The following is a 23,400-nucleotide window of genomic DNA, read 5'->3' on the forward strand; positions in this document are numbered from 1 at the left end:
GGGCCAGTTTGGGGTGCTCTAGTGGTGCCAGGCCTTGGCGCCCACGTTGTGGATCATGCGTTGGAGCACCTTGAGGGTGACCACGTACTCCTCGTTGGTGATGTCCTTGTGCACCCGTTCCCGCATCGACCTCTGGAACGACGCGCACTTCTGGAAGAGCTCGTCTCCCTCCGCCGTCAGGTGCAGGCGCCCCTCCGCGTCCGGGGTGATCAGGCCTCGGTCGAGGAGGGCGTCCATCTCCGGTACGAGGGCTTCGCCCACGTCCAGGTAGCCCCACAGGACCGACAGCACCTCGTCGCGGGAGCGGCCGTTCTCGCCGGTTGCCAGTTGGCCCAAGATCCACCACTGGGGCTGGGTGACGCCGAACGGCGCCAGGCCTTCGCGGATGGCGGTCACGACCGCGTTCCCGGCGGTCGTGCTCCAGTAGCCGATCGGTTGGGTGAGCAGCTCTTCGTCGCTGTGCGAGTACTCCATGGTCGTTCGTCCTCACCGTCGGAAGATCCGGATGCCGGTGACGTCCCGGCCGGTGAGGACGAACGTAGAACCTCAGCCTCGCTTGAGGTCAAGAGGACGTGGGGTCAGGACGGGAGGCCCAACTCCCGGGCGATCAGCATGCGCTGGACCTCGCTCGTGCCCTCGCCGATCTCCAGGATCTTGGAGTCGCGCCACATGCGGGCCACCGGGTACTCGTTCATGAAGCCGTACCCGCCGAAGATCTGCGTGGCATCCCGGGCGTTGTCGACGGCGACCGTCGAGGAGTAGAGCTTCGCCACCGCCGCCTCCTTCTTGAACGGCTCGCCCTGCACCAGGCGGGACGCCGCGTCGCGCCAGCCGATCCGCGCCATGTGCGCGCGTGTCTCCATGTCCGCGATCTTGAACTGGATGGCCTGGTTGGCGCCGATCGGGCGCCCGAAGGCGTGGCGCTCCTTCGCGTACGTCACCGACTCGTCCACGCAGCCCTGCGCCAGGCCCGTCGCGAGGGCCGAGATCGCGATCCGGCCCTCGTCGAGGATGCGGAGGAACTGCGCGTACCCCCGGCCCTCCTCGCCGAGCAGGTTCGCCACCGGGACCCGGACGTCCGCGAAGGACAGCTCGCGGGTGTCGGACGCGTTCCACCCGACCTTGGAGTAGGGGGCGGCGACCGTGAAGCCGGGGGTGCCGGACGGGACGATGATCGAGGAGATCAGCGGGCGGCCGTCCTCCTTGCGGCTGGTGACGGCCGTGACCGTGACCAGCCCGGTGATGTCCGTGCCGGAGTTGGTGATGAAGCACTTCGTGCCGTTGATCACCCACTCGTCGCCGTCCCGGACGGCCGTGGTGCGCGTCCCGCCCGCGTCCGACCCGCAGTCGGGCTCGGTCAGGCCGAACGCGCCGAGCAGCTCGCCCGAGCACAGCCGCGGCAGCCACTCCCGCTTCTGCTCGTCCGTGCCGAACCGGAAGACCGGCATCGCGCCGAGGGAGACGCCCGCCTCCAGGGTGATCGCCACGGAGGAGTCCACCCGGGCCAGCTCCTCCAGGGCGATGCCGAGGGCGAGGTAGTCGCCGCCCATGCCGCCGTACTCCTCCGGGAAGGGCAGCCCGAACAGGCCCATGCGCCCCATCTCGCGGACGATCTCGTACGGGAACTCGTGCCGCTCGTAGAAGTCGCCGATCTTGGGCGCGACGACGTCGTGCGCGAACTGCTCGACGGTGCGGCGCAGTTCCTCGTGTTCGGCGGAGAGCCGGTGGTCCAGGGACATCGGGGCAGTCACTCCTTGTGGGAGAGGGCGCGGACGGTACGGGAAGGGCTGGGGCGGCCCAGCCGTTCGGCCAGCCACACACTGGTGGCGGTGAGCCGGCCGAGATCGACGCCGGTTTCCACACCGAGGCCGTCGAGCATCCACACGAGGTCTTCGGTGGCGAGGTTTCCGGTGGCGCTCTTCGCGTACGGGCAGCCGCCCAGGCCGCCCGCCGAGGCGTCCACGGTGGTCACCCCGAGCTGGAGCGCGGCCAGGGTGTTCGAGAGCGCCTGGCCGTACGTGTCGTGGAAGTGCACCCCGATGGCGTCGGTCGGCACACCTTCCTCGTCGAGCTGGGCGAGGAGGGCCTGGACGTGGCCGGGCGTGGCGACGCCGATGGTGTCGCCGAGGCTCAGCTCGTCGCAGCCGAGGTCCATCAACGCCTTGGCCACGCGCACCACTTGGCGCACGGGGACGGGACCCTCCCAGGGGTCGCCGAAGCACATCGACAGATACCCGCGGACGTGGACCTTCTCCTCGCGGGCGCGGGCCACGACGGGGGCGAACATCGCCAGGGACTCGTCGACCGTGCGGTTGAGGTTGGCCCGGGCGAAGGATTCGGTGGCGCTGCCGAACACGGCGATCCGGCGGGCGCCGAGGGCGAGCGCGCGGTCGAGGCCGCGTTCGTTCGGTACGAGGACGGGGAGCGCGACGCCGTCGAGGTCGGCGAGCTGGGGGAACAGCTCCTCGGCGTCGGCCAGTTGGGGCACCCACTTGGGGTGCACGAAGCTGGTGGCCTCGATGGTGGTCAGCCCGGCGTCGGCGAGGCGGTGGACGAACTCCGCCTTGAGCGCGGTCGGGACGACCGTCTTCTCGTTCTGGAGGCCGTCGCGCGCGCCGACCTCGTGGATCCGGACCCGGGCCGGCAACCCCGGCGCGGGAACGGCCATGGGCAGTCCTTCGGTCATGACTCCTCCTGCGGGGTGGCACCGGACGTCGGGACGGCGCCGGACGTCGAGGTGGCACCGGACGGGACCTCGGGCGGAGCGGCCTCCGGCGGCGTCACCACCGCCAGCACCTGGTCCATCGCGACCGTCGCCCCCGGCGTCACGTCCAGCTCGGTGACCGTGCCGTCGTGCGGGGCGGAGATGACGTGCTCCATCTTCATCGCCTCGACCACCAGGAGGCTCTGCCCCGTGGTGACCTCGTCCCCGACCGCCACCTTCACCACCGTGACCGTCCCGGGCATCGGCGCCGTGAGCGAGTGCGTCCCGCCCGCCCCGGCGGCGCCCAGGAGCGCGGCCGTGACGGGGTCGTGGTCCGTCACGTTCCAGCTGTCGCCGTCGCGCCCGAGCCACGTACCCGCCCGGTGGAAGGTGTGGGTCACGCTGTCGACGGTGACCGTGACCCGGTCCGGCTCCACCCGGAAGCGGTCCGCGGGGAGCGCCTCGTGCAGCGCCGGTTCGAGCCCGGCGACCCGCAGCGGATGGACGACCGGGGCCGGTGTGCCGCCCAGGCGCCAGCCGCTCGGTACGGAGAAGGGGTCCACCCATCCTCCGGACGCGGGCGGTTCCAGCCCGGCCTGGCGTACGGCGGCCGCCGCCGCGTACACCTCCGCAGGGACCCCGGCCGGCAGCAGGCCCGCCACCTCCCGCTCCACCAGGCCCGTGTCCAGGTCGCCCGCCACCACCGACGGGTGGGCCAACAGGCGCCTGAGGAAACCGGCGTTGGTCGTCACACCCAGCGTGACCGTGTCGGCGAGGGCCGCGCGCAGCCGCCGCAGGGCCGTGGCCCGGTCGGGGCCGTACGCGATGACCTTGGAGAGCATCGGGTCGTACGCGCTGCCGACGTCCGTGCCCTCGCTCAGCCCCGAGTCCGTGCGGACGCCGTCGCCCGCCGGCTCGCGCAGCGACAGGACCGTACCCCCGGTGGGGAGGAAGCCGCGCGACGGGTCCTCGGCGCAGATACGGGCCTCCACCGCGTGCCCGGTGAGCGTGATGTCCTCCTGCGCGAAGGGCAGTGCCTCGCCGGCCGCGACCCGCAGTTGCCACTCCACCAGGTCCAGGCCCGTGACCAGCTCCGTCACCGGGTGCTCGACCTGGAGGCGGGTGTTCATCTCCATGAAGAAGTACGACCCCGGGTCGCCGCCCGGCACGATGAACTCGACCGTGCCCGCGCCCGCGTACCCGCACGAGCGGGCCGCCTGGACCGCCGCCTCGCCCATCGCCGCGCGCGTCCCCGCGTCCAGCAGGACCGAGGGCGCCTCCTCGATGACCTTCTGGTGGCGGCGCTGGAGCGAGCACTCGCGCTCGCCGAGATGGATCACGTTCCCGTGCCCGTCCGCGAGGACCTGGATCTCGATGTGGCGCGGGCGGTCCACCCACCGCTCCACCAGCAGCGTGTCGTCCCCGAAGGACGAGCGGGCCTCGCGCCGCGCCGCCGCGATCTCCTCCGCCAGCGCGGCTTCCGCCCGCACCAGCCGCATGCCCTTGCCGCCCCCGCCCGCCGAGGGCTTGAGCAGCACCGGCATGCCGATCTCAAGGGCGGCGGAGGCCAGCTCGTCGTCCGTCAGCCCGCTGCCCGACGACCCCGGAACGACCGGGACGCCCGCCGCCCGTACCGTCTCCTTCGCCCGGATCTTGTCGCCCATCAGCGCGATCGCGTCGGCGGGCGGCCCGATGAAGACCAGGCCCGCGGCCGTGCACGCCCGCGCGAACTCCGCGTTCTCCGCGAGGAAGCCGTATCCCGGGTGGACCGCCTGCGCGCCCGTGCGCGCCGCAGCCTCCAGCAGCCGGTCCACGGACAGGTAGCTCTCCGCGGCCGCGGCGGGGCCGATCCGGACGGCCGTGTCGGCCTCCCGCACATGCCGCGCGTCCGCGTCGGCGTCGCTGAACACCGCGACCGAGCGCACCCCGAGCCGGCGCAGCGTGCGGATGACGCGCACCGCGATCTCGCCGCGGTTGGCGATCAGAACCGTGTCGAACATTCCCACCCTCACATCCGGAAGACGCCGAAGCCGGGCTCACCCAGCGGGGCGTTGGCACACGCGGTCAGGGCAAGACCCACCACCTGGCGGGTCTCCATCGGGTCGATCACGCCGTCGTCCCAGAGGCGGGCCGTCGCGTAGTAGGCGCTGCCCTGGGTCTCGTACTGGGCGCGGATCGGGTCCTTGAAGGCCTCCTCCTCGGCGGCCGGCCACTCCTCGCCGCGGCCCTCCAGCTGGTCGCGCTTGACTGTCGCCAGCACGGAGGCCGCCTGCTCGCCGCCCATCACGGAGATCTTGGCGTTGGGCCACATCCACAGGAAGCGGGGGGAGTACGCCCGGCCGCACATCGAGTAGTTGCCCGCCCCGTACGACCCGCCGACCACGACCGTCAGCTTCGGCACGCGGGTGCTCGCCACGGCCGTGACCATCTTCGCGCCGTGCTTGGCGATGCCGCCGGCCTCGTACGCCCGGCCGACCATGAACCCCGAGATGTTCTGGAGGAAGAGCAGCGGGATGCCGCGCTGGTCGCACAGCTCGATGAAGTGCGCGCCCTTCTGGGCCGATTCGGAGAAGAGGATGCCGTTGTTGGCGACGATCCCGACCGGATGCCCGTGGATCCGCGCGAAGCCCGTCACCAGCGTCGTACCGAACTCGGCCTTGAACTCCGCGAACCGCGAGCCGTCCGTGATCCGCGCGATGACCTCGCGGACGTCGTAGGGCGTACGGGAGTCGACCGGCACCGCGCCGTACAGCCCCGCCGGGTCCACCTTGGGCTCCTCGACCGGCTCGACGTCCCAGGGGAACGCGCCGCGCGCGGGGAGCGTCGAGACGATCGTCCTGACGATGCGCAGCGCGTGCGCGTCGTCCTCCGCGAGATGGTCCGTGACCCCCGACGTACGGGAATGGACCTCGCCGCCGCCCAGCTCCTCGGCCGTCACGACCTCGCCCGTCGCCGCCTTCACCAGCGGGGGGCCGCCGAGGAAGATCGTGCCCTGGCCGCGGACGATGACCGCCTCGTCGCTCATCGCCGGTACGTACGCCCCGCCGGCCGTGCACGAGCCGAGCACGGCGGCGATCTGCGGGATCCCCGCGGCGGACATCCGCGCCTGGTTGTAGAAGATCCGCCCGAAGTGGTCCCGGTCGGGGAAGACCTCGTCCTGCATCGGGAGGAAGGCGCCGCCCGAATCCACCAGGTACAGGCACGGCAGCCGGTTCTCGAGCGCGATCTCCTGGGCGCGCAGGTGCTTCTTCACCGTCATCGGGTAGTACGTGCCGCCCTTGACCGTGGCGTCGTTGGCGACGATCACCGCCTCACGGCCGCTGACCCGCCCGATCCCGGCGATCACCCCGGCGGCCGGCGCCGCGCCCCCGTACATCCCCTCCGCCGCCAGCGGCGCCAGCTCCAGGAAGGGTGAACCGGGGTCCAGCAGCGTGTCCACGCGGTCGCGCGGCAGCAGCTTGCCGCGCGCCGTGTGCCGCGCGCGGGCCTTCTCGCCGCCGCCGAGCCGGGCCGCCGCCAGCCGGGCGCGCAGGCCGTCGGCCAGCTCTTCGTGGGCGCTCTCGTTGGCCCGCCAGGCCTCGGCGGACGGATCCGCCGTGCTCGCCAGCACAGGTGCCTGCCGCATCGCTCGTAGCTCCCTCGCTGGGTTAGTGAGCGTTAACGTTTTCGTCCAGGTTAACGACCGCTAACACGTCTGTCTAGAATGATTTCCCATGAGCACCAGGACCGCGGCCCCGACCCGCCGCGAGCAGATCCTCAAAGAGGCGGCCCGCCTCTTCGCCGAGCGTGGGTTCCACGGCGTCGGCGTGGACGAGATAGGGGCCGCCGTCGGCATCAGCGGACCGGGCCTGTACCGCCATTTCGCGGGCAAGGACGCCATGCTCGCCGAGCTGCTGGTCGGCATCAGCGGCCGGCTGCTGGAGGGCGGCAGGCAGCGGGTACGGGGCGCGGGGGCCGCCACCGGGCCGCTCGGGGCGCCCGGCGTGACACCCGTGCCCGCCGACCCCGCCGCCGTCCTGGCCTCGCTGATCGACGGCCACATCGACTTCGCCCTCGACGACCGCCCGCTGATCACCCTCCACGACCGCGAGCTGGACCGCCTCAGGGACAGCGACCGCAAGCTGGTGCGCCAGCTCCAGCGCCAGTACGTGGAGCTGTGGGTCGGAGTCGTACGGGAAGTCCACCCCGACGTCCCGGAGGCCCAGGCGCGCGGCGCCGTCCACGCCGTCTTCGGCCTGCTGAACTCCACCCCGCACCTCGGCTCGTACGGGACAGGCCTGCCGGGCCGCGCGGCGATGGAATCGCTGCTGCGCCGCCTGGCCCACGGCGCCTTCGCCGCGCTGGGCGAACCGGACGGCGACCTGTCCGACCTGTCCAGGAACCGGGACGAGGGGCACAGCCCGTACACCTGACGGCACAATGGGCTTATGCCGATACCGAGCCGCGCCGCCCTTGTCGACCACCTCGTCCGCACCCGGATCGCGGGAGACGTCGCCACGCCCCGCGACAACAACCTCTCGCACTACCGCAAGCTCGCCAACGGTGACCGCCACTACTGGCTCGGGCTGGAGCTGGGGGACCGCTGGACCGACGAGCAGGACGTGCTCGCCGTGATGGCCGAGCGGTGCGGCGTCAGCGACGACCCGGAGCACCGGGCGGGACAGGACACCATCGACCCCGAGCTGACCGTCGACGCCCTGGAGCGGATGGCGGCGCGCCTGCGCAAGGCGGCCTCGGGCCGGGAGAGCGTCCTCTTCGCCACCGGCCACCCCGGCGGCCTGCTGGACGTCCACCGGCAGACGGCCGACGCGCTGCGCGGCGCGGGGTGCGAGATCGTACGGATCCCCGGCGGCCTGACCGCCGACGAGGGCATGGTCTTCCAGTTCGCCGACGTGGCCGTGCTGGAGCGCGGCGCGACCCTGTGGCACACCCACTCGCCCGAGCCGATGCGGGCGATCCTGGACGGCCTGGAGCGCGAGGGGCGTCCGCTGCCGGACCTGGTCCTCGCGGACCACGGCTGGGCGGGGTGCGCGGGCCAGCGCGGGCTGGACTCGATCGGGTACGCGGACTGCAACGACCCGGCGCTGTTCATCGGCGAGGCCGAGGGCACGCTCCAGGTGACCGTCCCGCTGGACGACCACGTGACGGACCCGCGCTTCTACGACCCGATGACGGCGTACCTGCTCAACGAGGCCGGCCTGATCTGAGCCGGGGGAGGGGCGCCGGGCGCGGTCCTCCTCAGGAAGACGCGCGCTCAGTCACGCGGCGTGCGGATCAGGCCCTCCTGGATCACCGAGATCGCCAGGGCGCCGTCGCGGGTGTAGATCCGGGCCTGCCCCAGCCCCCGGCCGCCGGACGACGACGGCGACTCCTGGTCGTACAGCAGCCACTCGTCCGCGCGGAACGGGCGGTGGAACCACATCGCGTGGTCCAGGCTCGCGCCCACCACGTCCCCGACCGCCCAGCCGCCCCGCCCGTGGGCCAGCAGGATCGAGTCGAGCAGGGTCATGTCGGAGACGTACGTGGCCAGGCAGACGTGCAGCAGCGGGTCGTCGGAGAGCTTCCCGGCCGTACGGAACCACACCTGCGAGCGCGGCTCGCGCGGGGCGCCCACGGAGCCGTACGGAGGCGCGTCCACGTACCGCAGGTCGACCGCCCCCCGCGCCACCAGCAGCCGGTCCACGACGCTCGGGTCGACGAACCGGTCCGCGTACCGCGGCAGCATCTCGGCGGCCGTCGGGAGCGTCTCCGGGTCCGGCGCGTCCGGCATCCGCGCCTGGTGCTCCAAGCCCTCCTCGGCCAGCTGGAAGGAGGCCGAGAGGTGGAAGATCGGCTGCCCGTGCTGGACGGCGACGACCCGGCGCGTGGTGAAGGAGCGCCCGTCCCTGATGCGGTCGACGTTGTAGACGATAGGCGCGCCGGGGTCGCCGGGGCGCAGGAAGTACGCGTGCAGGGAGTGGGCGCCGCGGTCCTCGGGGACGGTACGGCCCGCCGCCACCAGCGCCTGGGCGGCCACCTGGCCGCCGAAGACGCGGGGGACGACGGCCGACCGGCTCACCCCGCGGAAGATGTCCCGCTCGATCCGCTCCAGGTCGAGCAGATCGAGCAGGTCCTCCAGAGCGCCGGGCTCCTCACTCATGGGACGTGTCCTGGGGACTCATGAGCCCTCTCTACAGACCCATCGACTTCGCGATGATCATCTTCATGACCTCGCTGGTGCCGCCGTAGATGCGGTTCACCCGGTTGTCGGCGTAGAGCCGGGCGATCGGGTACTCGTTCATGTACCCGTAGCCGCCGTGCAGCTGGAGGCACTTGTCGATCACGCGGTGGGCGACCTCGGTGGTGAAGAGCTTCGCCGACGCGGCCTCGGCGGCCGTCAGCTCGCCCAGGTCGTGGGCCTCCAGCGCGCGGTCGACGACGGCCTCCGCCGCGTCCACCTCGGCCTTGCAGGCGGCCAGTTCGAACTTGGTGTTCTGGAAGGACGCGACGGTCTTGCCGAACACGGTCCTGTCCTGGACGTACAACTGGGCGAACCGCACGGCCGCGGCGGCCTGCGCGTACGCGCCCACGGCGATGCCCAGGCGCTCCTGCGGGAGGTTCTGGCCGAGGTAGGAGAAGCCCTTGTTCTCCTCGCCGAGCAGGTCGTCCACCGGCACCTTGACGTCCGTGAAGGACAGTTCGGCGGTGTCGGACGTCCTCAGGCCCAGCTTGTCGAGCTTGCGGCCGACCGCGTACCCCTCCGACTTGGTGTCCACGACCAGCAGCGAGATGCCGAAGCGGCGGTCCTCGGGCGTCGCGGGGGCGGTACGGGCGCAGACGATGACCCGGTCGGCGTGCACGCCGCCGGTGATGAACGTCTTCGCGCCGTTGAGGACGTAGTGCGAGCCGTCCTCGGAGAGCCGGGCGGTCGTCTTCATGCCGGCCAGGTCGGAGCCCGTGCCCGGCTCGGTCATGGCGATCGCGTACATCGTCCGGCCGCTGACGAAGTCGGGCAGCCAGCGCTTCTTCTGCTCGTCGGTCGCGTACGCCTTCAAGTACGGCAGGCAGAGCGCGACATGGACGCCGGAGCCGCCGAAGGACACACCCGCGCGGGCGCACTCCTCGGAGATGACGGCCTGGAACTTGAACGACTCCTCGCCCGCGCCGCCGTACTCCTCGGGGACCTCGATCCCGAAGATGCCCAGCTCGCCGAGCTTGTAGTAGAAGTCGCGGGGAGCCTGGCCCGCCGCCAGCCACTCGTCGTGGACGGGAACGACCTCGGCCTCGACGAAGGCGCGGATGGTCTCCCGGAACGCCTCGTGGTCCTCGTTGTACACGGTACGGCGCACGGCGGGCCCTCCCTCTGCGGCTGCCGCCCCTCGGCGCGGCCCCGACTCAATTCCCTGAGCGCTCATGTCCGTTCCTAAGCGCTTGCTCAATTTAAGTTACCGGGGGGTTCGCGAGGGTGTCCAGGGCGGTCGGGCGCAACGCGCTCCGGGCCCGCGTGAGCCGTGTCACCACCCGGCCTGCTTAAGTGGGTGATAGGAGACATTCCACATCAGAGCGACCGAAAAGGACGTCCATGCTGAAGATCGCCGTCATCATCGGCAGCACCCGCCCCAACCGCGTCGGCGAGATCGTCGGGAAGTGGGTGATGGAGGTCGCGAACAAGCGCAGCGACGCCGCGTTCACCCTCATCGACCTCGCGGAGGTCGGGCTGCCCCTGCTGGACGAGGGCGCGCCCCCGGCCGTCGCCCAGTACGCCCAGCAGCACACCAAGGACTGGGCCGCGACGATCGCGGGCTTCGACGCGTTCGTCTTCGTCACCCCCGAGTACAACCACTCGGTCCCCGCCGGGCTGAAGAACGCCCTCGACTTCCTGTACGCCGAGTGGAACAACAAGGTCGCGGGATTCGTGAGTTACGGCGCCGCCGGCGGGATCCGCGCCGTCGAGCACCTGCGGCTGGCCCTCGCCGAGCTCCAGGTCGCGACGGTCCGCGCGCAGGTCGCCCTCGACTCGTACGCGGACTTCGAGAACTACTACGTCCTCAAGCCGTCGCCCCGCCGCGAGGAGGCCCTCAACACGGTCCTCGACCAGGTGATCGCCTGGGGCGGCGCGCTCAAGCCGCTGCGGACGCCGTAGTCCGCTCCGGATTGCGTGGTCCGTCCTTAGGAGGCGGTGCCGGTCGCTTGGTACGGTCGGCCGGCACCCCCCGATCGTACGAAGAAAGGCATTTCGGATGAGCAGCACCGAGCAGCCGCGCGGCCCCGTCGACTCGTCCCGCATCCCGCGGTACGCCGGGCCCGCCACGTTCGCCCGGCTGCCGCGGCTCGACGAGGTGGGCGGCCGGGCCGACGTCGCCGTCGTCGGCGTGCCCTTCGACTCCGGGGTCTCCTACCGCCCCGGCGCCCGCTTCGGCGGCAACGCCATCCGCGAGGCCTCCCGGCTCCTGCGCCCCTACAACCCCGCGCAGGACGCCTCACCGTTCGCGCTCGCGCAGGTCGCCGACGCCGGCGACATCGCCGCGAACCCCTTCCACATCGACGAGGCCGTGGACACGATCGAGGCGGCGGCCGACGACCTGCTCGGGACCGGCGCCCGGCTGATGACGCTCGGCGGCGACCACACCATCGCCCTGCCGCTGCTGCGGGCCGTCGCCAGGAAGCACGGGCCCGTCGCGCTGCTCCACTTCGACGCCCACCTCGACACCTGGGACACGTACTTCGGCGCCGCCTACACCCACGGCACCCCGTTCCGCCGCGCGGTCGAGGAGGGCATCCTCGACACGGAGGCGCTCTCCCACGTCGGCACCCGCGGCCCCCTGTACGGCAAGAAGGACCTGGACGACGACACCAAGATGGGCTTCGGGATCGTCACCTCGGCCGACGTCATGCGGCGCGGCGTCGACGAGATCACCGACCAGCTGCGGCAGCGCGTCGGGGACCGCCCGCTCTACATCTCCGTGGACATCGACGTGCTGGACCCGGCGCACGCCCCCGGCACCGGCACCCCCGAGGCCGGCGGGCTCACCTCCCGCGAACTGCTGGAGATCGTGCGCGGGCTCGCCTCCTGCCGGCTGGTCTCCGCGGACGTCGTGGAGGTCGCGCCCGCGTACGACCACGCCGAGATCACGTCCGTCGCCGCCTCGCACACGGCGTACGAATTGACGACGATCATGTCCCGCCAGATCGCGGAGGCCCGCGACCCGGGCGCGGGCGCGCTCTGATGCACGACCACGACCACGAGACCCCCCGCCTCACCCCCGCCCAGCTCGCCGCCGCGCTCTCCCCGCCCGCCGGCCGCACCGGCGGCGACCTGGTGACCGAGACGCTGTACGGGCTCGGCGCGACCACCGTCTTCGGTCTGCCGGGACAGCACGCCCTCGCCGTGTTCGACGCCCTGCGCCGCTCCCCGCTGGCCTACGTCGGCCTGCGGGTCGAGAACAACGCGGGCTTCGCCGCCGACGCCTACGGCCGTACCACCGGCGAGGTCGCCCCGCTCCTGCTCTCCACCGGCCCCGGCGCCCTCACCTCCCTCGCCGCGCTCCAGGAGGCCGCCGCCGCGTCCGCGCCCGTCCTGGCGATCTCCGGCCAGGTGCCGCGCGCCGGCCTCGGCGGCGGACGCCACGGCTACCTCCACGAACTGCGCGACCAGCAGGCGTCGTTCCGCGACGTCGTGAAGTCCGTACACCTCGTCCGTACGGCTTCGCAGATCCCGTCCGCGATCGCCGCCGCCTGGGAGTCCGCGCTCACCGCCCCGCACGGCCCCGTCTGGGTGGAGATCCCGGCGGACGTGCTGGCCGCGCCCACGACCCTGCCGCCCGTCACCGCCGTCGACGCCACCCCGCGCGAGCTCGTACCGCGCCCCGAACTGACCGCCGTCGCGGCCCACCTGCTGGCCGGCGCGGCCCGCCCGGTGATCGTCGCGGGCGGCGGGGTCGTCAGGGCCGACGCGGCGGGCAAGCTGCGCGCGCTCGCGGAGAGGCTGGCCGCGCCGGTCGTCACGACGTACGGGGGCAAGGGCGCGTTCCCCTGGGAGCACCCGCTGTCCCTGCGGTCCTGGATCGAGGACCGGCACACGACGGACTTCCTGGAGGACGCGGACGTCCTGCTCGTCGTCGGCTCGGGCCTCGGCGAACTGTCCTCGAACTATCACACGTTCGCCCCGCGCGGCCGGGTGATCCAGATCGAGGCGGACCTCGGCAAGCTGGAGGCCAACCACCCCGCGCTGGGCATCCACGCCGACGCGAGGGCCGCGCTGTCGGCGCTTCTGGAGTCCGAACAACTGGAGCCCGCGACCCCGGGGACCGCGCCCCTGGGGACCGCTTCCCGGCGCGACCCCACCGAGGCGGCCGCGGCGGTCCGCGCGGTCCTCGCCGCGGTGGAGGAGCGGATCGCCGGCCAGCACCTCGAACCGGAGCGCGCGATCCTCGCGGCGGTACGGGACGCCCTGCCCGCGCGCGCCGCCAGCTTCTGGGACATGACGATCCTCACGTACTGGGCCTGGGCGGCCTGGCCGGGACCGATGCACTCGGCGCAGGGCTCGGGCGGCCTCGGTTACGCCTTCCCCGCGGCGCTCGGCGCGGCGGCGGCCGACCCCGGGCAACCCGTCCTCGCGGTCTCGGGCGACGGCGGCGCGATGTACTCGATCGCCGAGCTGGCCACCGCCCGCCAGTACGGGCTGCCGGTCACCTGGCTGATCGTGGACGACGGCGGCTACGGCATCCTGCGGGAGTACCTGACCGACGCGTACGGCGAGACCATGGGGACGGACCTCACGGGACCCGACTTCGTGGCGCTCGCGGAGTCCTTCGGCGTCCCGGCGGTCCGTACGACCCCGGAATCCCTGCGCGAGGACCTGGCCAAGGCCCTGGCGGCGCCCGGCCCCTCGGTGGTGGTGCTCCCGGCCCGCCTGAGGATGTTCGCCCCCACGCACACCGACACGGCCCGATGACCTACCTCGGTACGGCCCGGTGACGCCCCCCGGCACGGTTCGGTAAAGGGCTCGGGCTTCGTACAACCATTCGCCCCCGTCCGGCTGTCATGTCTGCGAGTGCGCCGCACAGCGCGCTCGTACCACGTACAGACGGGGGCGGAACTCTCTCATGACCACCAACCATCCAATATCCCGGCGTGCCCGTGCCGCGCTCTCCGTGGCCCTGGCCGCGGGCGTGCTCGTGCCGGTGGCCGCCGCCGCGGCGCCCGCCGCGGCCGCGACTCCCACGGTCGCCTGCACCTCGGGCAAGGCGGGCCTCGCCGCCAAGCTCTCCAAGGACATCACCGCGGCCCTCAAGGGCCGGAAGTCGACGACCGCCATCGCGGTGTACGACCGCACGACCAACACGCGCTGCGACCTCCGCGCGACGCAGAAGTTCGACTCCGCCAGCGTGGTCAAGGTGACCGTCCTCGCGACCCTGCTCTGGGACGCGAAGAAGACGAACCGCCTCCTCACGAAGAAGGAGGTCGACCTCACCACGGCGATGATCACCAAGTCGGACAACGCGGCGACCAGCACCCTGTGGAAGCAGCTCGGCCTGACGAAGATCAAGGGCTTCCTCAAGGCCGCGGGCATGACCCAGACCACACCGGGCGCCGACGGCTACTGGGGGCTCACGCAGATCACCGCCCGCGACGAGCAGCAGCTGCTGACGCTGATCACCGCGAAGAACGCGGTCCTGAGCGACAACTCGCGCAGCTACATCCTGGGCAAGATGAACAAGGTCGTCGCGTCCCAGCGCTGGGGCGTCCCGGCCGGGGCCCCGGCCACCGCCACCGTCCAGCTCAAGAACGGCTGGCTGTCCCGCTCCACCCACGGGTGGCGCGTGCACAGCATCGGCGCCTTCACCGGCAAGGGCCACAACTACATGATCACCGTGCTCACGCACGACAACAAGACGATGAACGACGGCGTGAACACCATCCAGGCGGTGGCCAAGGCGGTCCACAAGGACCTCAACCCGGCCACCACCACCGCCAAGACCGCGCTCCACTCGGTGCCCTCGACACCGTACGAGGCGGTCCCGGCCACCCCGGAGAAGGCGGCCCGCGAGGCGGTCCCCGCCACCCGCTGACCCGGACGTGAGGGGCCGCGCGTCCTAGGACGCGCGGCCCATTTCTCTGTTCGAAGGCCGGCGGATTGTTGCGGAGGGATGAAATCCGCGACCGCGCGCGTTGGGCACTCCGGCAGATCAGGTCGGTCGGCCGAACGGGAGGCATCAGTGGCGGCGGCAGTGGCGGCGGAGCGGAGCTGGGCACGGCGGCTCACCGGATACGCGTGGCGGTACCGCCGCAACGTGGTCCTGGCCCTGGGATCGTCGCTCCTCGGCATGGCCGTGATGGCCTTCGTCCCGCTGATCACCAAGGTCGTCATCGACGACGTCATCGGCGGCGGCCACCGCTCCCTCGGCGTCTGGACCGGCCTGCTGATCCTGGCCGCGCTCCTCGTCTACGTCTCCGCCTACGTACGGCGCTTCTACGGAGGGCGCCTCGCGCTCGACGTCCAGCACGACCTCCGTACGGAGATGTACGCCACGATCTCCCGGCTCGACGGGCGGCGGCAGGACAAGCTCTCCACCGGCCAGGTCATCGGCCGCGCCACCAGCGACCTCCAGCTCATCCAGGGCCTGCTCTTCATGCTGCCGATGACCATCGGCAACGTCCTGCTGTTCCTGATCTCCCTCGGGATCATGGCCTGGCTCTCGCTGCCCCTCACCTTCATCGCCCTCGCCGTCGCCCCCGCCATCTGGTTCATCGCCCGCCGCAGCCGCACCCGCCTCCACCCCGCCACCTGGTACGCCCAGGCCCAGGCCGCCGCCGTCGCCGGGGTCGTGGACGGCGCAGTCTCCGGCGTCCGGGTCGTCAAGGGCTTCGGGCAGGAGGACCAGGAGACCGGCAAGCTCCGCGAGGTCGGCCGCAAGCTCTTCGCCGGCCGCCTCCGTACGATCCGCCTCAACGCCCGCTACACCCCCGCCCTCCAGGCCGTCCCCGCCCTCGGGCAGGTCGCGATGCTCGCCTTCGGCGGCTGGCTCGCCACCCGGGGACAGATCACCCTCGGCACCTTCGTCGCCTTCTCCACGTACCTCGCCCAGCTCGTCGGCCCCGTCCGGATGCTCGCCGTCGTCCTGACCATCGGCCAGCAGGCCCGCGCCGGTGTGGAACGCGTCCTGGAGCTCATCGACACCGAGCCCACGATGGAGGACGGCACCAAGGAGCTGCCGGCGGACGCCGAGGCCTCCGTCGAGTTCGACGACGTGTCCTTCTCGTACGACGACGGCAGGACCGTCCTCGACGGCTTCTCGCTGGAGATGAGCCCCGGCGAGACCGTCGCCGTCGTCGGCTCCTCCGGCAGCGGCAAGTCCACGCTCTCGCTGCTCGTCCCGCGCTTCTACGACGTGAACCACGGCGCGGTCCTCGTCGGCGGCCACGACGTCCGCGAGCTGACCTTCCACTCCCTGCGCGCCGCCATCGGGCTCGTCCCCGAGGACAGCTTCCTGTTCTCCGACACCGTCCGCGCCAACGTCGCGTACGGGAAGCCCGACGCCACCGACGAGGAGATCTTCCGGGCCACCCGCGCCGCCCAGGCCCACGACTTCATCTCCGACCTGCCCAACGGATACGACACCAAGGTGGGGGAGCAGGGCCTCACCCTCTCCGGCGGCCAGCGCCAGCGCGTCGCCCTCGCGCGCGCGATCCTCACCGACCCCCGGCTGCTGCTCCTGGACGACGCGACCTCCGCCGTCGACGCCCGCGTCGAGCACGAGATCCACGAGGCGCTGCGCGGCGTGATGGCCGGGCGTACGACCCTCCTCATCGCCCACCGCCGCTCCACCCTGAACCTCGCCGACCGGATCGCCGTGCTGGACGGCGGCCGGCTCGCCGACGTCGGCACGCACGACGAGCTCCAGCGGCGCTCCGCCCTCTACCGGAAGCTGCTCACCGACCCGGACGAGTTGGGCGAGGTCTCCCCGGGGCACGTGCCCGTCCCCGCGGCGGAGGTGCCCGAGGACCGCTCCGTACAGGAGGAGATCGACGCCGAGTTCGACGCGGAGCGCGGCATCACGCCCGCCCTGTGGGAACGCGACGAGATCGCCGAGGAGTCCGCCGCCCCCGGCGCGACCCCCGAACTCCTCGCGCAGGTCGAGGCGTTGCCGCCGGCCACCGACCTCCCGGAGATCGACGAGGCGCGCGCGGTGGCCGCCGAGGAGTCGTACGGACTGCGCAGGCTGCTGCGTGGCTTCGGGCTGCCGCTGCTGGTCAGCCTCTCGCTCGTCGCGGTCGACGCGGCGATGAGCCTGGCCCTGCCCGTCCTCATCCGGCACGGCATCGACCAGGGCGTCGAGCGCCTGGCCCTCGGCGCGGTGTGGGTCGCCGCCGGCCTCGGCCTGCTGGTCGTCGCCGTCCAGTGGCTCGCGCAGATCGGCGAGACGCGCAAGACCGGGCGTACCGGTGAACGGGTCCTCTACTCCCTGCGGTTGAAGATCTTCGCCCAGCTCCAGCGGCTCGGACTCGACTACTACGAGCGCGAGTTGACCGGCCGGATCATGACCAGGATGACCACGGACGTGGACGCGCTGTCCACGTTCCTCCAGACCGGGCTGGTCACCGCGTTCGTCTCCGTCGTCACCTTCTTCGGCATCCTCGTCGTGCTCCTCGCGATCGACCTGGAGCTGGCGTTGGTGGTCTTCGCGACCCTGCCGGTCCTGTTCGTCGCCACGGTCTTCTTCCGGCGCAAGAGCGTGAAGGCGTACGAACTGGCCCGTGAGCGCATCAGCGCCGTCAACGCCGACCTCCAGGAGTCCGTCTCCGGGCTCCGGATCGTCCAGGCGTTCCGGCGCGAGCAGGACGGCGCCGAGCGCTTCGCCGCCCGCAGCGACCACTACCGCGAGGCCCGGGTGCGCGGGCAGTGGCTGATCTCGGTGTACTTCCCGTTCGTCCAGCTGCTGTCGTCCGTCGCGGCGGCGGCCGTGCTGATCGTCGGCGCGGGGCGGGTGGAGGCCGGCACGCTGACGACCGGCGCGCTGGTCGCGTACCTCCTCTACATCGACCTGTTCTTCGCCCCCGTCCAGCAGCTCTCCCAGGTCTTCGACGGCTACCAGCAGGCGAGCGTCTCGCTGGGCCGCATCCAGGAGCTGCTGCGGGAGCCCACCACGACGGCGGCGTCCGAGGCACCGCTCGACGTGCTGTCGCTGCGCGGCGAGATCGCGTTCGAGGACGTGAGCTTCGCGTACACCGACGAGAGCGGTGAACTGGCCGACGAGGCCGCCCTGATGGGGGTCGACCTGCGGATCCCGGCGGGCCAGACCGTCGCGTTCGTCGGCGAGACCGGCGCGGGCAAGTCGACGCTGGTGAAGCTGGTCGCGCGGTTCTACGACCCGACGGGCGGCCGGGTCACGGCGGACGGTACGGACCTGCGCGACCTGGACCTGACGGCGTACCGCCACCGGCTCGGCGTGGTCCCGCAGGAGGCGTACCTCTTCGCGGGGACGATCCGCGACGCGATCGCGTACGGCCGCCCCGAGGCGACCGACGCGCAGGTGGAGGCGGCGGCCCGGGCGGTCGGCGCCCACGAGATGATCGCCACGCTGGAGGGCGGTTACGTGCACGAGGTGGCCGAGCGCGGCCGTAACCTCTCCGCGGGCCAGCGCCAGCTGATCGCCCTCGCGCGTGCCGAACTGGTCGACCCCGACGTCCTGTTGCTGGACGAGGCGACGGCGGCGCTGGACCTGGCGAGCGAGGCGCTGGTCAACCAGGCCACCGACCGCCTCACCGGCCGCCGTACGACGCTGGTGGTCGCCCACCGGCTGACCACCGCGGCCCGCGCGGACCGGGTGGTCGTGATGGACCACGGGCAGGTGGTGGAGGACGGCACGCACGGCGAACTGCTCGCGCTGAACGGCCGGTACGCCAAGCTGTGGCGCAGCTTCATCGGCGAGGAGGAGGAGACGGCGGCGGTGGTGTGAGGCGGCGGTGGTGTGACGCGGCGGCCCGCGAGGGCCATGGCCTCGCCGGTCCGCCGGGAGCTCACCGGCCCGTGATCAGCAAAGGATCCACCCGGTCGACGCCGACTTGCCGGCGATGGCCCCGGACGCCCGTACGCACCGGTTCAGCGCGTGGACGGTCACCGGCCCCGCGTGCTGCGTGAAGTCCCCGCTGTCCACCACCGGGCCGGCGCCGCGCGCCTGGAGGCTCACCCGCATCGCCCGCCTGGCACCGGGGTGGTCGGCGACGGTGAGCGCGCACGCGTACCCCCGCGACTTGTAGATCCGCAGCTCACCGCTGTCGAAGGGCACCGTCTTCTGCGGCTGCCCCGAGCACACCGAGAGCGCCTCGGCGCGGGCCGCGGCGGGACCGGCCAGAGCGAGCGCCGCCAGCGCGACCACGGCTGTCAGCGCCGCGAGACAGCGCGGCAGCGCGCCCTTTCCATAACCGGTCCCAGCGAACACGCATGCCCCTGTCGTCAGTCGGGTGTACATGCGTACGACGCGCGAGGGCCCGGGAAGGTTGCGTCCGCGTTGTCGTCGGCGGGAGCGGCGGCGGGTGCCGCGGCGGGGGAGGCGGGGCCGGCGGGGCTGGCGGTGCGGGATGAGCACCGCTAGGTTCACCAGGTCTGTCATGAACACAAGGAGAGTGCATGCGCAAGACGCTGAGATGGCTGTTGTCGCTGTCGCTGATCATAGGGACGGTGGCAACGGCGGGTGCGGCCACCGCCGCGGACCAGAAGTCCCCGAGCGGTACGGCCGTCGCGGACACCAAGGACGCCTCGGACACCACCGACATCAAGGACCGTGTCCTGGCGATCCCCGGGATGAGCCTGATCCAGGAGAAGCCGTACGCGGGTTACCGCTACTTCGTCCTCAACTACACCCAGCCGGTGGACCACCGGCACCCGTCCAAGGGCACTTTCCAGCAGCGCATCACGCTGCTGCACAAGGACACCAGCCGTCCCACGGTCTTCTTCACCGGCGGCTACAACGTCTCCACCAACCCGAGCCGCAGTGAGCCGACGCGCATCGTCGACGGCAACCAGGTCTCGATGGAGTACCGCTTCTTCACCCCGTCGCGCCCGCAGCCGGCCGACTGGACGAAGCTGGACATCTGGCAGGCGGCCAGCGACCAGCACCGCATCTTCACGGCGTTGAAGAAGATCTACACCAAGAACTGGCTCTCCACGGGCGGTTCGAAGGGCGGCATGACCGCCACCTACTTCGAGCGGTACTACCCGCGCGACATGGACGGCGTCGTCGCGTACGTCGCGCCCAACGACGTGGTGAACAAGGAGGATTCGGCCTACGACCGGTTCTTCGAGAAGGTCGGCACCAAGGAGTGCCGCGACAAGCTCAACGCCGTGCAGCGCCAGGCGCTGATCCGGCGGGAGCCGCTGGAGAAGACGTACGCGGAGTGGGCGGCGGCCAACGGCGCCACCTTCACGACCGTCGGCTCGCTCGACAAGGCCTACGAGGCCGTCGTCATGGACTTCGTCTGGGCGTTCTGGCAGTACAGCCTGCTGGCGGACTGCGAGAGCATCCCCGCGGCCACCGCCTCCGACCAGGAGATCTACGACGTCATCGACGCGATCTCCGGCTTCTCCGCCTACACGGACCAGGGCCTCGCGACGTACACGCCGTACTACTACCAGGCCGGTACGCAGCTGGGCTCGCCGGACATCAAGCAGCCGCACCTGGGCAAGCTCAGCCGGTACGGCTACCAGCCGCCGCGCAACTTCGTGCCGCGCGACATCGCGATGAAGTTCGACCCGCGCGTGATGCCGGACGTCGACAACTGGGTCCAGCACCACGCGGACCGGATGCTCTTCGTGTACGGGCAGAACGACCCGTGGGGCGCCGAGCAGTTCCGCGTGGGCCGGGGTGCGCGTGACAGCTTCGTGTACGTCGCGCCGGGCGCCAACCACGGCGCCAACGTGGCCGCCCTGAGCCCCGAGCAGTCGGCGAAGGCCACGGCCAGGATCCTCGACTGGGCGGGCGTCGCGCCGGCGGCCGTACAGCAGGACGCGGCGAAGGCGAAGCCGCTCGCGCCGTTCGACGCGAAGCTCGACCACCAGAAGGTCGACCGCCGCCAGGCGCTGCGGCCGTAAGCCCCCTCCGCCGGGCCGCCCTTGAGGGGGCCGCCCGGCGGACCGCTACCCCTCGGCCGAGCCCGGCACGGCGGCCACCTCGGGCCAGTGGCGCCGCAGCGCGGCCACGGTGGCGGTGACGGCGGGCCGCCGCGCCGCCCCGGCCCGCCACAGGGCGTACAGCCGGCGCGAGGGTACGGGATCGAGCGCCTTGGCCCGTACGCCCGGGGGCAGCGGGCCGCGCCCCAGCCGGGGAACCATCGCGACGCCCAACCCGGCGGCCACCAGGGCGATCTGGGTGTGGTTCTCCTCGGCCTGGTGGGCGAGCTCGGGCTCGCAGCCGGCGGCGCGCAGGGTGCGTACGAGCCAGTCGTGGCAGACCGTGCCGGGCGGCTGGCAGATCCACCTGAGCCCGCGCAGATCCGCCCGGCGGACGACGGCCCGCGCGGCGAGCGGGTGCCCGTCCGGCACGAGCAGATCGCACAGGTCGTCACCGATGACGGCCCGCTCCACCCCCTCGGGGGTGGGCAGCCGGGCGATGTCCCAGTCGTGGGTGACGGCGAGGTCGATCAGGCCGCGGGCCACGAGGTCGGAGGACAGGTGCGGGTCGATCTCCCGCAGCCGGACGTCCAGGGTGGGGTGGAGCAGGGCGAGTTCGGCGAGCGCGGGAGGCAGCAGCCCGCGGGCGGAGGAGGCGAACGCCGCGACGACGAGCTGCCCGGTGGGCTGCCCCCGCCGCTCCTCCAGCGTGGTCTCGGCCCGCTCGACGATGGCGAACAACTCCTCGGCGGTGGCGGCGAGATGCCGCGCCTCGTCGGTGAGCACAACACCGCGCCCGCGCCGTTCGAGGAGTGTGGTACGGGTCTCCCGCTCCAGCTTGGTGATCTGCTGGGAGACGGCGGAGGGGCTGTACCCGAGGGCGGAGGCGGCAGCACCGACGGAACCATGCACGGACACGGCATGGAGGGCGCGGAGGCGGGCTAGGTCGAGGATGGCGTTTCCCTCGGTGGGTGGGTGGCTGAGCTTGGGCTGGATGTGCGGGTTCAGACGAAGACGTAGTCGGGGTCGGCGTTCTTGTGTTGTTTGACGTGGGGGCCGCCCCTTGCTGTTGAGTGTCGCGGTTTCGGGTCGGGCGTCAAGGGCGCTCCTTCGTCGCGTCGGCAAGCCGATGACCTTCGGTCACCCTTGACTCCCGCCCCGAAACCGCAAGTGAAGGCGAGGGGGGGGCGGCCCGGGGAGGGGTCCCCCGGGACACTCCGGGGGCGGTTGCGGCTTGCTCCCGGGCTGCGGCTCCGGTTGGGGGTTTGCGCACCACTTGAATGGGGCGGCAGGCCCCGGCTTGGCGGCTAGCCGGCCGTCCGTTGGCGGGTGCGCAAGCACCGTGTCTGAGATCCGTGGTCAGCTGCGGGGTGGCGTGGCCTTGTGTCCTGCGGTGCGTTGGGCGGTTCTGGGAGGACACATTCGCTTGTTTCGCGCCTGTTGGGCTACTGGGTGGGGAGTGGGCCGGTGATGTTGGTGATCCAGGGGCGGTATGCGGCGACCCGGGTGAAGACGTCGGGGTAGGCCGAGGCGCAGCCCTGTCCGTAGGAGATGATGCCTACGAGGTTCGTTTTGTTGTTGGCCAGCTGTTGTGCGAGGGGGCCGCCGGTGTCGTGCTGGCAGGGGCCCTTGTCGGGGGTGTGAGTGCACAACTGCTGACTGCCGTCCACGGTGCCGTAGTAGGCATTGCACTGGCTCGTGGTGATGACGCCGACCTGTGCGCGCTGGAGTTGGGTCGGCTGCTGGCCTCCGTAGGAGAGAGTGCCCCAGCCCATGGCCACGGCGGTTTGGCCTGCGTAGGCGTTGGGCTGGGTGTTCGCGTCCACCAGGGCCGGGCGCACTCCGACGTTCAGGGTTGCCTTCTTGGCGAGCTGAACGACGGCAATGTCGTTGCGGCTGGTGGTGGGTGTGTAGGACGGGTGGATGATCCATCGTCCGACCGCATAGAGCGCGGCGAAGTTGGTGTCGGAACCGCTCGCGGTGTCGCGATCACCGAGAAGGACAGCGGTGGTGCCCGTTGCCTTTCCCCGTACGCAGGATGCGGCCGTCAGTACGTACGTGTCGCTGATCAGCGTCGCCCCGCAGAAGACCTGCCCGGAGTTCGTATCGACGAGACCGGCCATGCTGTGCGCGATCGGGGCCGTGGGGCTGTTGCTCACGGCGGTGCCTCCGACGATCGCCTGAGCCGGGGCAATCCCCGGGCCAACCACCGCCACCGCAGCGGCCGACACCGCAACCACAAGCTTCCTTAACCACTTCATGGGGGACCTTTCGGAGAAGGGCTCGACAGACACCGTCACTGCCGCAGTTCCCTCCTGCCGGCCTTCCTCAACCATGGGTCTTGTGTGTGGTGTTCCGTTAGTGCGTACCGAGGACCCGTCACCGGCCGGAAGGGGGCGAACTGCCCGCCCTTCCCCTTCCACCCACCCAGCTCAGACACGGTGCTTGTACGCCCGCAGGCAGACGGCCTTCCAGCCGCTGAGCCGAGTGGCACAGCCCCATTCAAGTGGTGCGCAAACCCCCGTCCGGAGCCGCAGCCCGGAAAGAGACCGCAACCGCTTCCCTACCGTCCCGGGGACCCCTCCCCCGGGCCGCCCCCCTCGGCCTT

Annotated in this window: 18 protein-coding genes; 8 read left to right on the forward strand and 10 right to left on the reverse strand. The window is 71.9% G+C overall.

The window, feature by feature from the left end; genetic code table 11:
* Nucleotides 1-18: 18 nt before the first annotated feature.
* The 5 genes from HA039_RS22760 to HA039_RS22780 form a co-directional block, all read right to left on the reverse strand.
* Nucleotides 19-474: a MarR family winged helix-turn-helix transcriptional regulator gene (locus HA039_RS22760; protein WP_167032871.1), complete on the reverse strand. Its 456-nt coding sequence runs from the start codon at nt 472-474 to the stop codon at nt 19-21.
* Nucleotides 475-578: 104 nt separating this feature from the next.
* A complete protein-coding gene (locus HA039_RS22765; RefSeq protein WP_167032873.1) occupies nt 579-1,739 on the reverse strand; it encodes an acyl-CoA dehydrogenase family protein in 1,161 nt (386 codons plus the stop codon).
* An 8-nt stretch (nt 1,740-1,747) separates the two neighbouring features.
* Nucleotides 1,748-2,686 carry a hydroxymethylglutaryl-CoA lyase gene (locus HA039_RS22770; protein ID WP_167032875.1) on the reverse strand — a complete coding sequence of 313 codons (939 nt, stop codon included), beginning with the start codon at nt 2,684-2,686 and terminating at the stop codon, nt 1,748-1,750.
* Nucleotides 2,683-4,704 carry an acetyl/propionyl/methylcrotonyl-CoA carboxylase subunit alpha gene (locus HA039_RS22775; RefSeq protein WP_167032877.1) on the reverse strand — a complete coding sequence of 674 codons (2,022 nt, stop codon included), beginning with the start codon at nt 4,702-4,704 and terminating at the stop codon, nt 2,683-2,685. The genes HA039_RS22770 and HA039_RS22775 overlap by 4 nt, the downstream gene beginning before the upstream one ends.
* Nucleotides 4,705-4,712: 8 nt before the next feature.
* The gene (locus HA039_RS22780; RefSeq protein WP_167032879.1) at nt 4,713-6,329 is read right to left on the reverse strand and encodes a carboxyl transferase domain-containing protein; all 1,617 of its coding nucleotides are present in this window, start codon (nt 6,327-6,329) and stop codon (nt 4,713-4,715) included.
* Between the two features lie 88 nt (nt 6,330-6,417).
* Between HA039_RS22780 and HA039_RS22785 the strand changes: the two genes are divergently transcribed.
* Complete coding sequence (locus tag HA039_RS22785) at nt 6,418-7,116, forward strand: SACE_7040 family transcriptional regulator (protein ID WP_167032881.1); 699 nt, start codon at nt 6,418-6,420, stop codon at nt 7,114-7,116.
* 15 nt (nt 7,117-7,131) lie between these two features.
* The gene (locus HA039_RS22790) at nt 7,132-7,911 is read left to right on the forward strand and encodes a phosphatase (RefSeq protein ID WP_167032883.1); all 780 of its coding nucleotides are present in this window, start codon (nt 7,132-7,134) and stop codon (nt 7,909-7,911) included.
* A gap of 47 nt (nt 7,912-7,958) precedes the next feature.
* Here the strand turns inward: HA039_RS22790 and HA039_RS22795 are convergent, their stop codons facing one another.
* The gene (locus tag HA039_RS22795; RefSeq protein WP_167032885.1) at nt 7,959-8,843 is read right to left on the reverse strand and encodes an acyl-CoA thioesterase; all 885 of its coding nucleotides are present in this window, start codon (nt 8,841-8,843) and stop codon (nt 7,959-7,961) included.
* Between the two features lie 31 nt (nt 8,844-8,874).
* Nucleotides 8,875-10,032, reverse strand: a complete 1,158-nt coding sequence (locus HA039_RS22800) for an acyl-CoA dehydrogenase family protein (protein ID WP_167032887.1) — start codon at nt 10,030-10,032, stop codon at nt 8,875-8,877.
* Between the two features lie 233 nt (nt 10,033-10,265).
* Here HA039_RS22800 and HA039_RS22805 point away from each other — a divergent pair, with 233 nt between their 5' ends.
* The 5 genes from HA039_RS22805 (at nt 10,266) to HA039_RS22825 (ending at nt 18,642) form a co-directional block, all read left to right on the forward strand.
* Complete coding sequence (locus tag HA039_RS22805; RefSeq protein WP_167032889.1) at nt 10,266-10,826, forward strand: NADPH-dependent FMN reductase; 561 nt, start codon at nt 10,266-10,268, stop codon at nt 10,824-10,826.
* Between the two features lie 97 nt (nt 10,827-10,923).
* The gene (gene speB / locus HA039_RS22810; RefSeq protein ID WP_167032891.1) at nt 10,924-11,910 is read left to right on the forward strand and encodes an agmatinase; all 987 of its coding nucleotides are present in this window, start codon (nt 10,924-10,926) and stop codon (nt 11,908-11,910) included.
* Entirely contained in the window at nt 11,907-13,637 is a 1,731-nt protein-coding gene (locus HA039_RS22815; protein WP_167037421.1) for a thiamine pyrophosphate-binding protein, read from the forward strand. The genes speB and HA039_RS22815 overlap by 4 nt, the downstream gene beginning before the upstream one ends.
* A 151-nt stretch (nt 13,638-13,788) precedes the next feature.
* A complete protein-coding gene (locus HA039_RS22820) occupies nt 13,789-14,754 on the forward strand; it encodes a serine hydrolase (RefSeq protein WP_167032893.1) in 966 nt (321 codons plus the stop codon).
* A gap of 147 nt (nt 14,755-14,901) precedes the next feature.
* Nucleotides 14,902-18,642, forward strand: coding sequence for an ABC transporter ATP-binding protein (locus HA039_RS22825; protein ID WP_243869670.1), 3,741 nt, complete (start codon nt 14,902-14,904; stop codon nt 18,640-18,642).
* Nucleotides 18,643-18,717: 75 nt separating this feature from the next.
* On the opposite strand, the gene HA039_RS22830 is transcribed toward HA039_RS22825, so the two are convergent.
* Entirely contained in the window at nt 18,718-19,125 is a 408-nt protein-coding gene (locus HA039_RS22830; protein ID WP_425086374.1) for a hypothetical protein, read from the reverse strand.
* Between the two features lie 188 nt (nt 19,126-19,313).
* On the opposite strand from HA039_RS22830, the gene HA039_RS22835 reads away from it, so the two are divergent.
* Nucleotides 19,314-20,774, forward strand: a complete 1,461-nt coding sequence (locus HA039_RS22835; protein ID WP_167032897.1) for a S28 family serine protease — start codon at nt 19,314-19,316, stop codon at nt 20,772-20,774.
* A 45-nt stretch (nt 20,775-20,819) separates the two neighbouring features.
* Here HA039_RS22835 and HA039_RS22840 read toward each other — a convergent pair whose 3' ends face one another.
* A complete protein-coding gene (locus HA039_RS22840) occupies nt 20,820-21,746 on the reverse strand; it encodes a LysR family transcriptional regulator (RefSeq protein ID WP_167037427.1) in 927 nt (308 codons plus the stop codon).
* Nucleotides 21,747-22,237: 491 nt separating this feature from the next.
* Nucleotides 22,238-23,032 carry a serine protease gene (locus HA039_RS22845; protein ID WP_167032899.1) on the reverse strand — a complete coding sequence of 265 codons (795 nt, stop codon included), beginning with the start codon at nt 23,030-23,032 and terminating at the stop codon, nt 22,238-22,240.
* Nucleotides 23,033-23,400 lie beyond the last annotated feature (368 nt).

The sequence above is a fragment of the Streptomyces liangshanensis genome (assembly GCF_011694815.1).
Lineage (GTDB): Bacteria > Actinomycetota > Actinomycetes > Streptomycetales > Streptomycetaceae > Streptomyces > Streptomyces liangshanensis.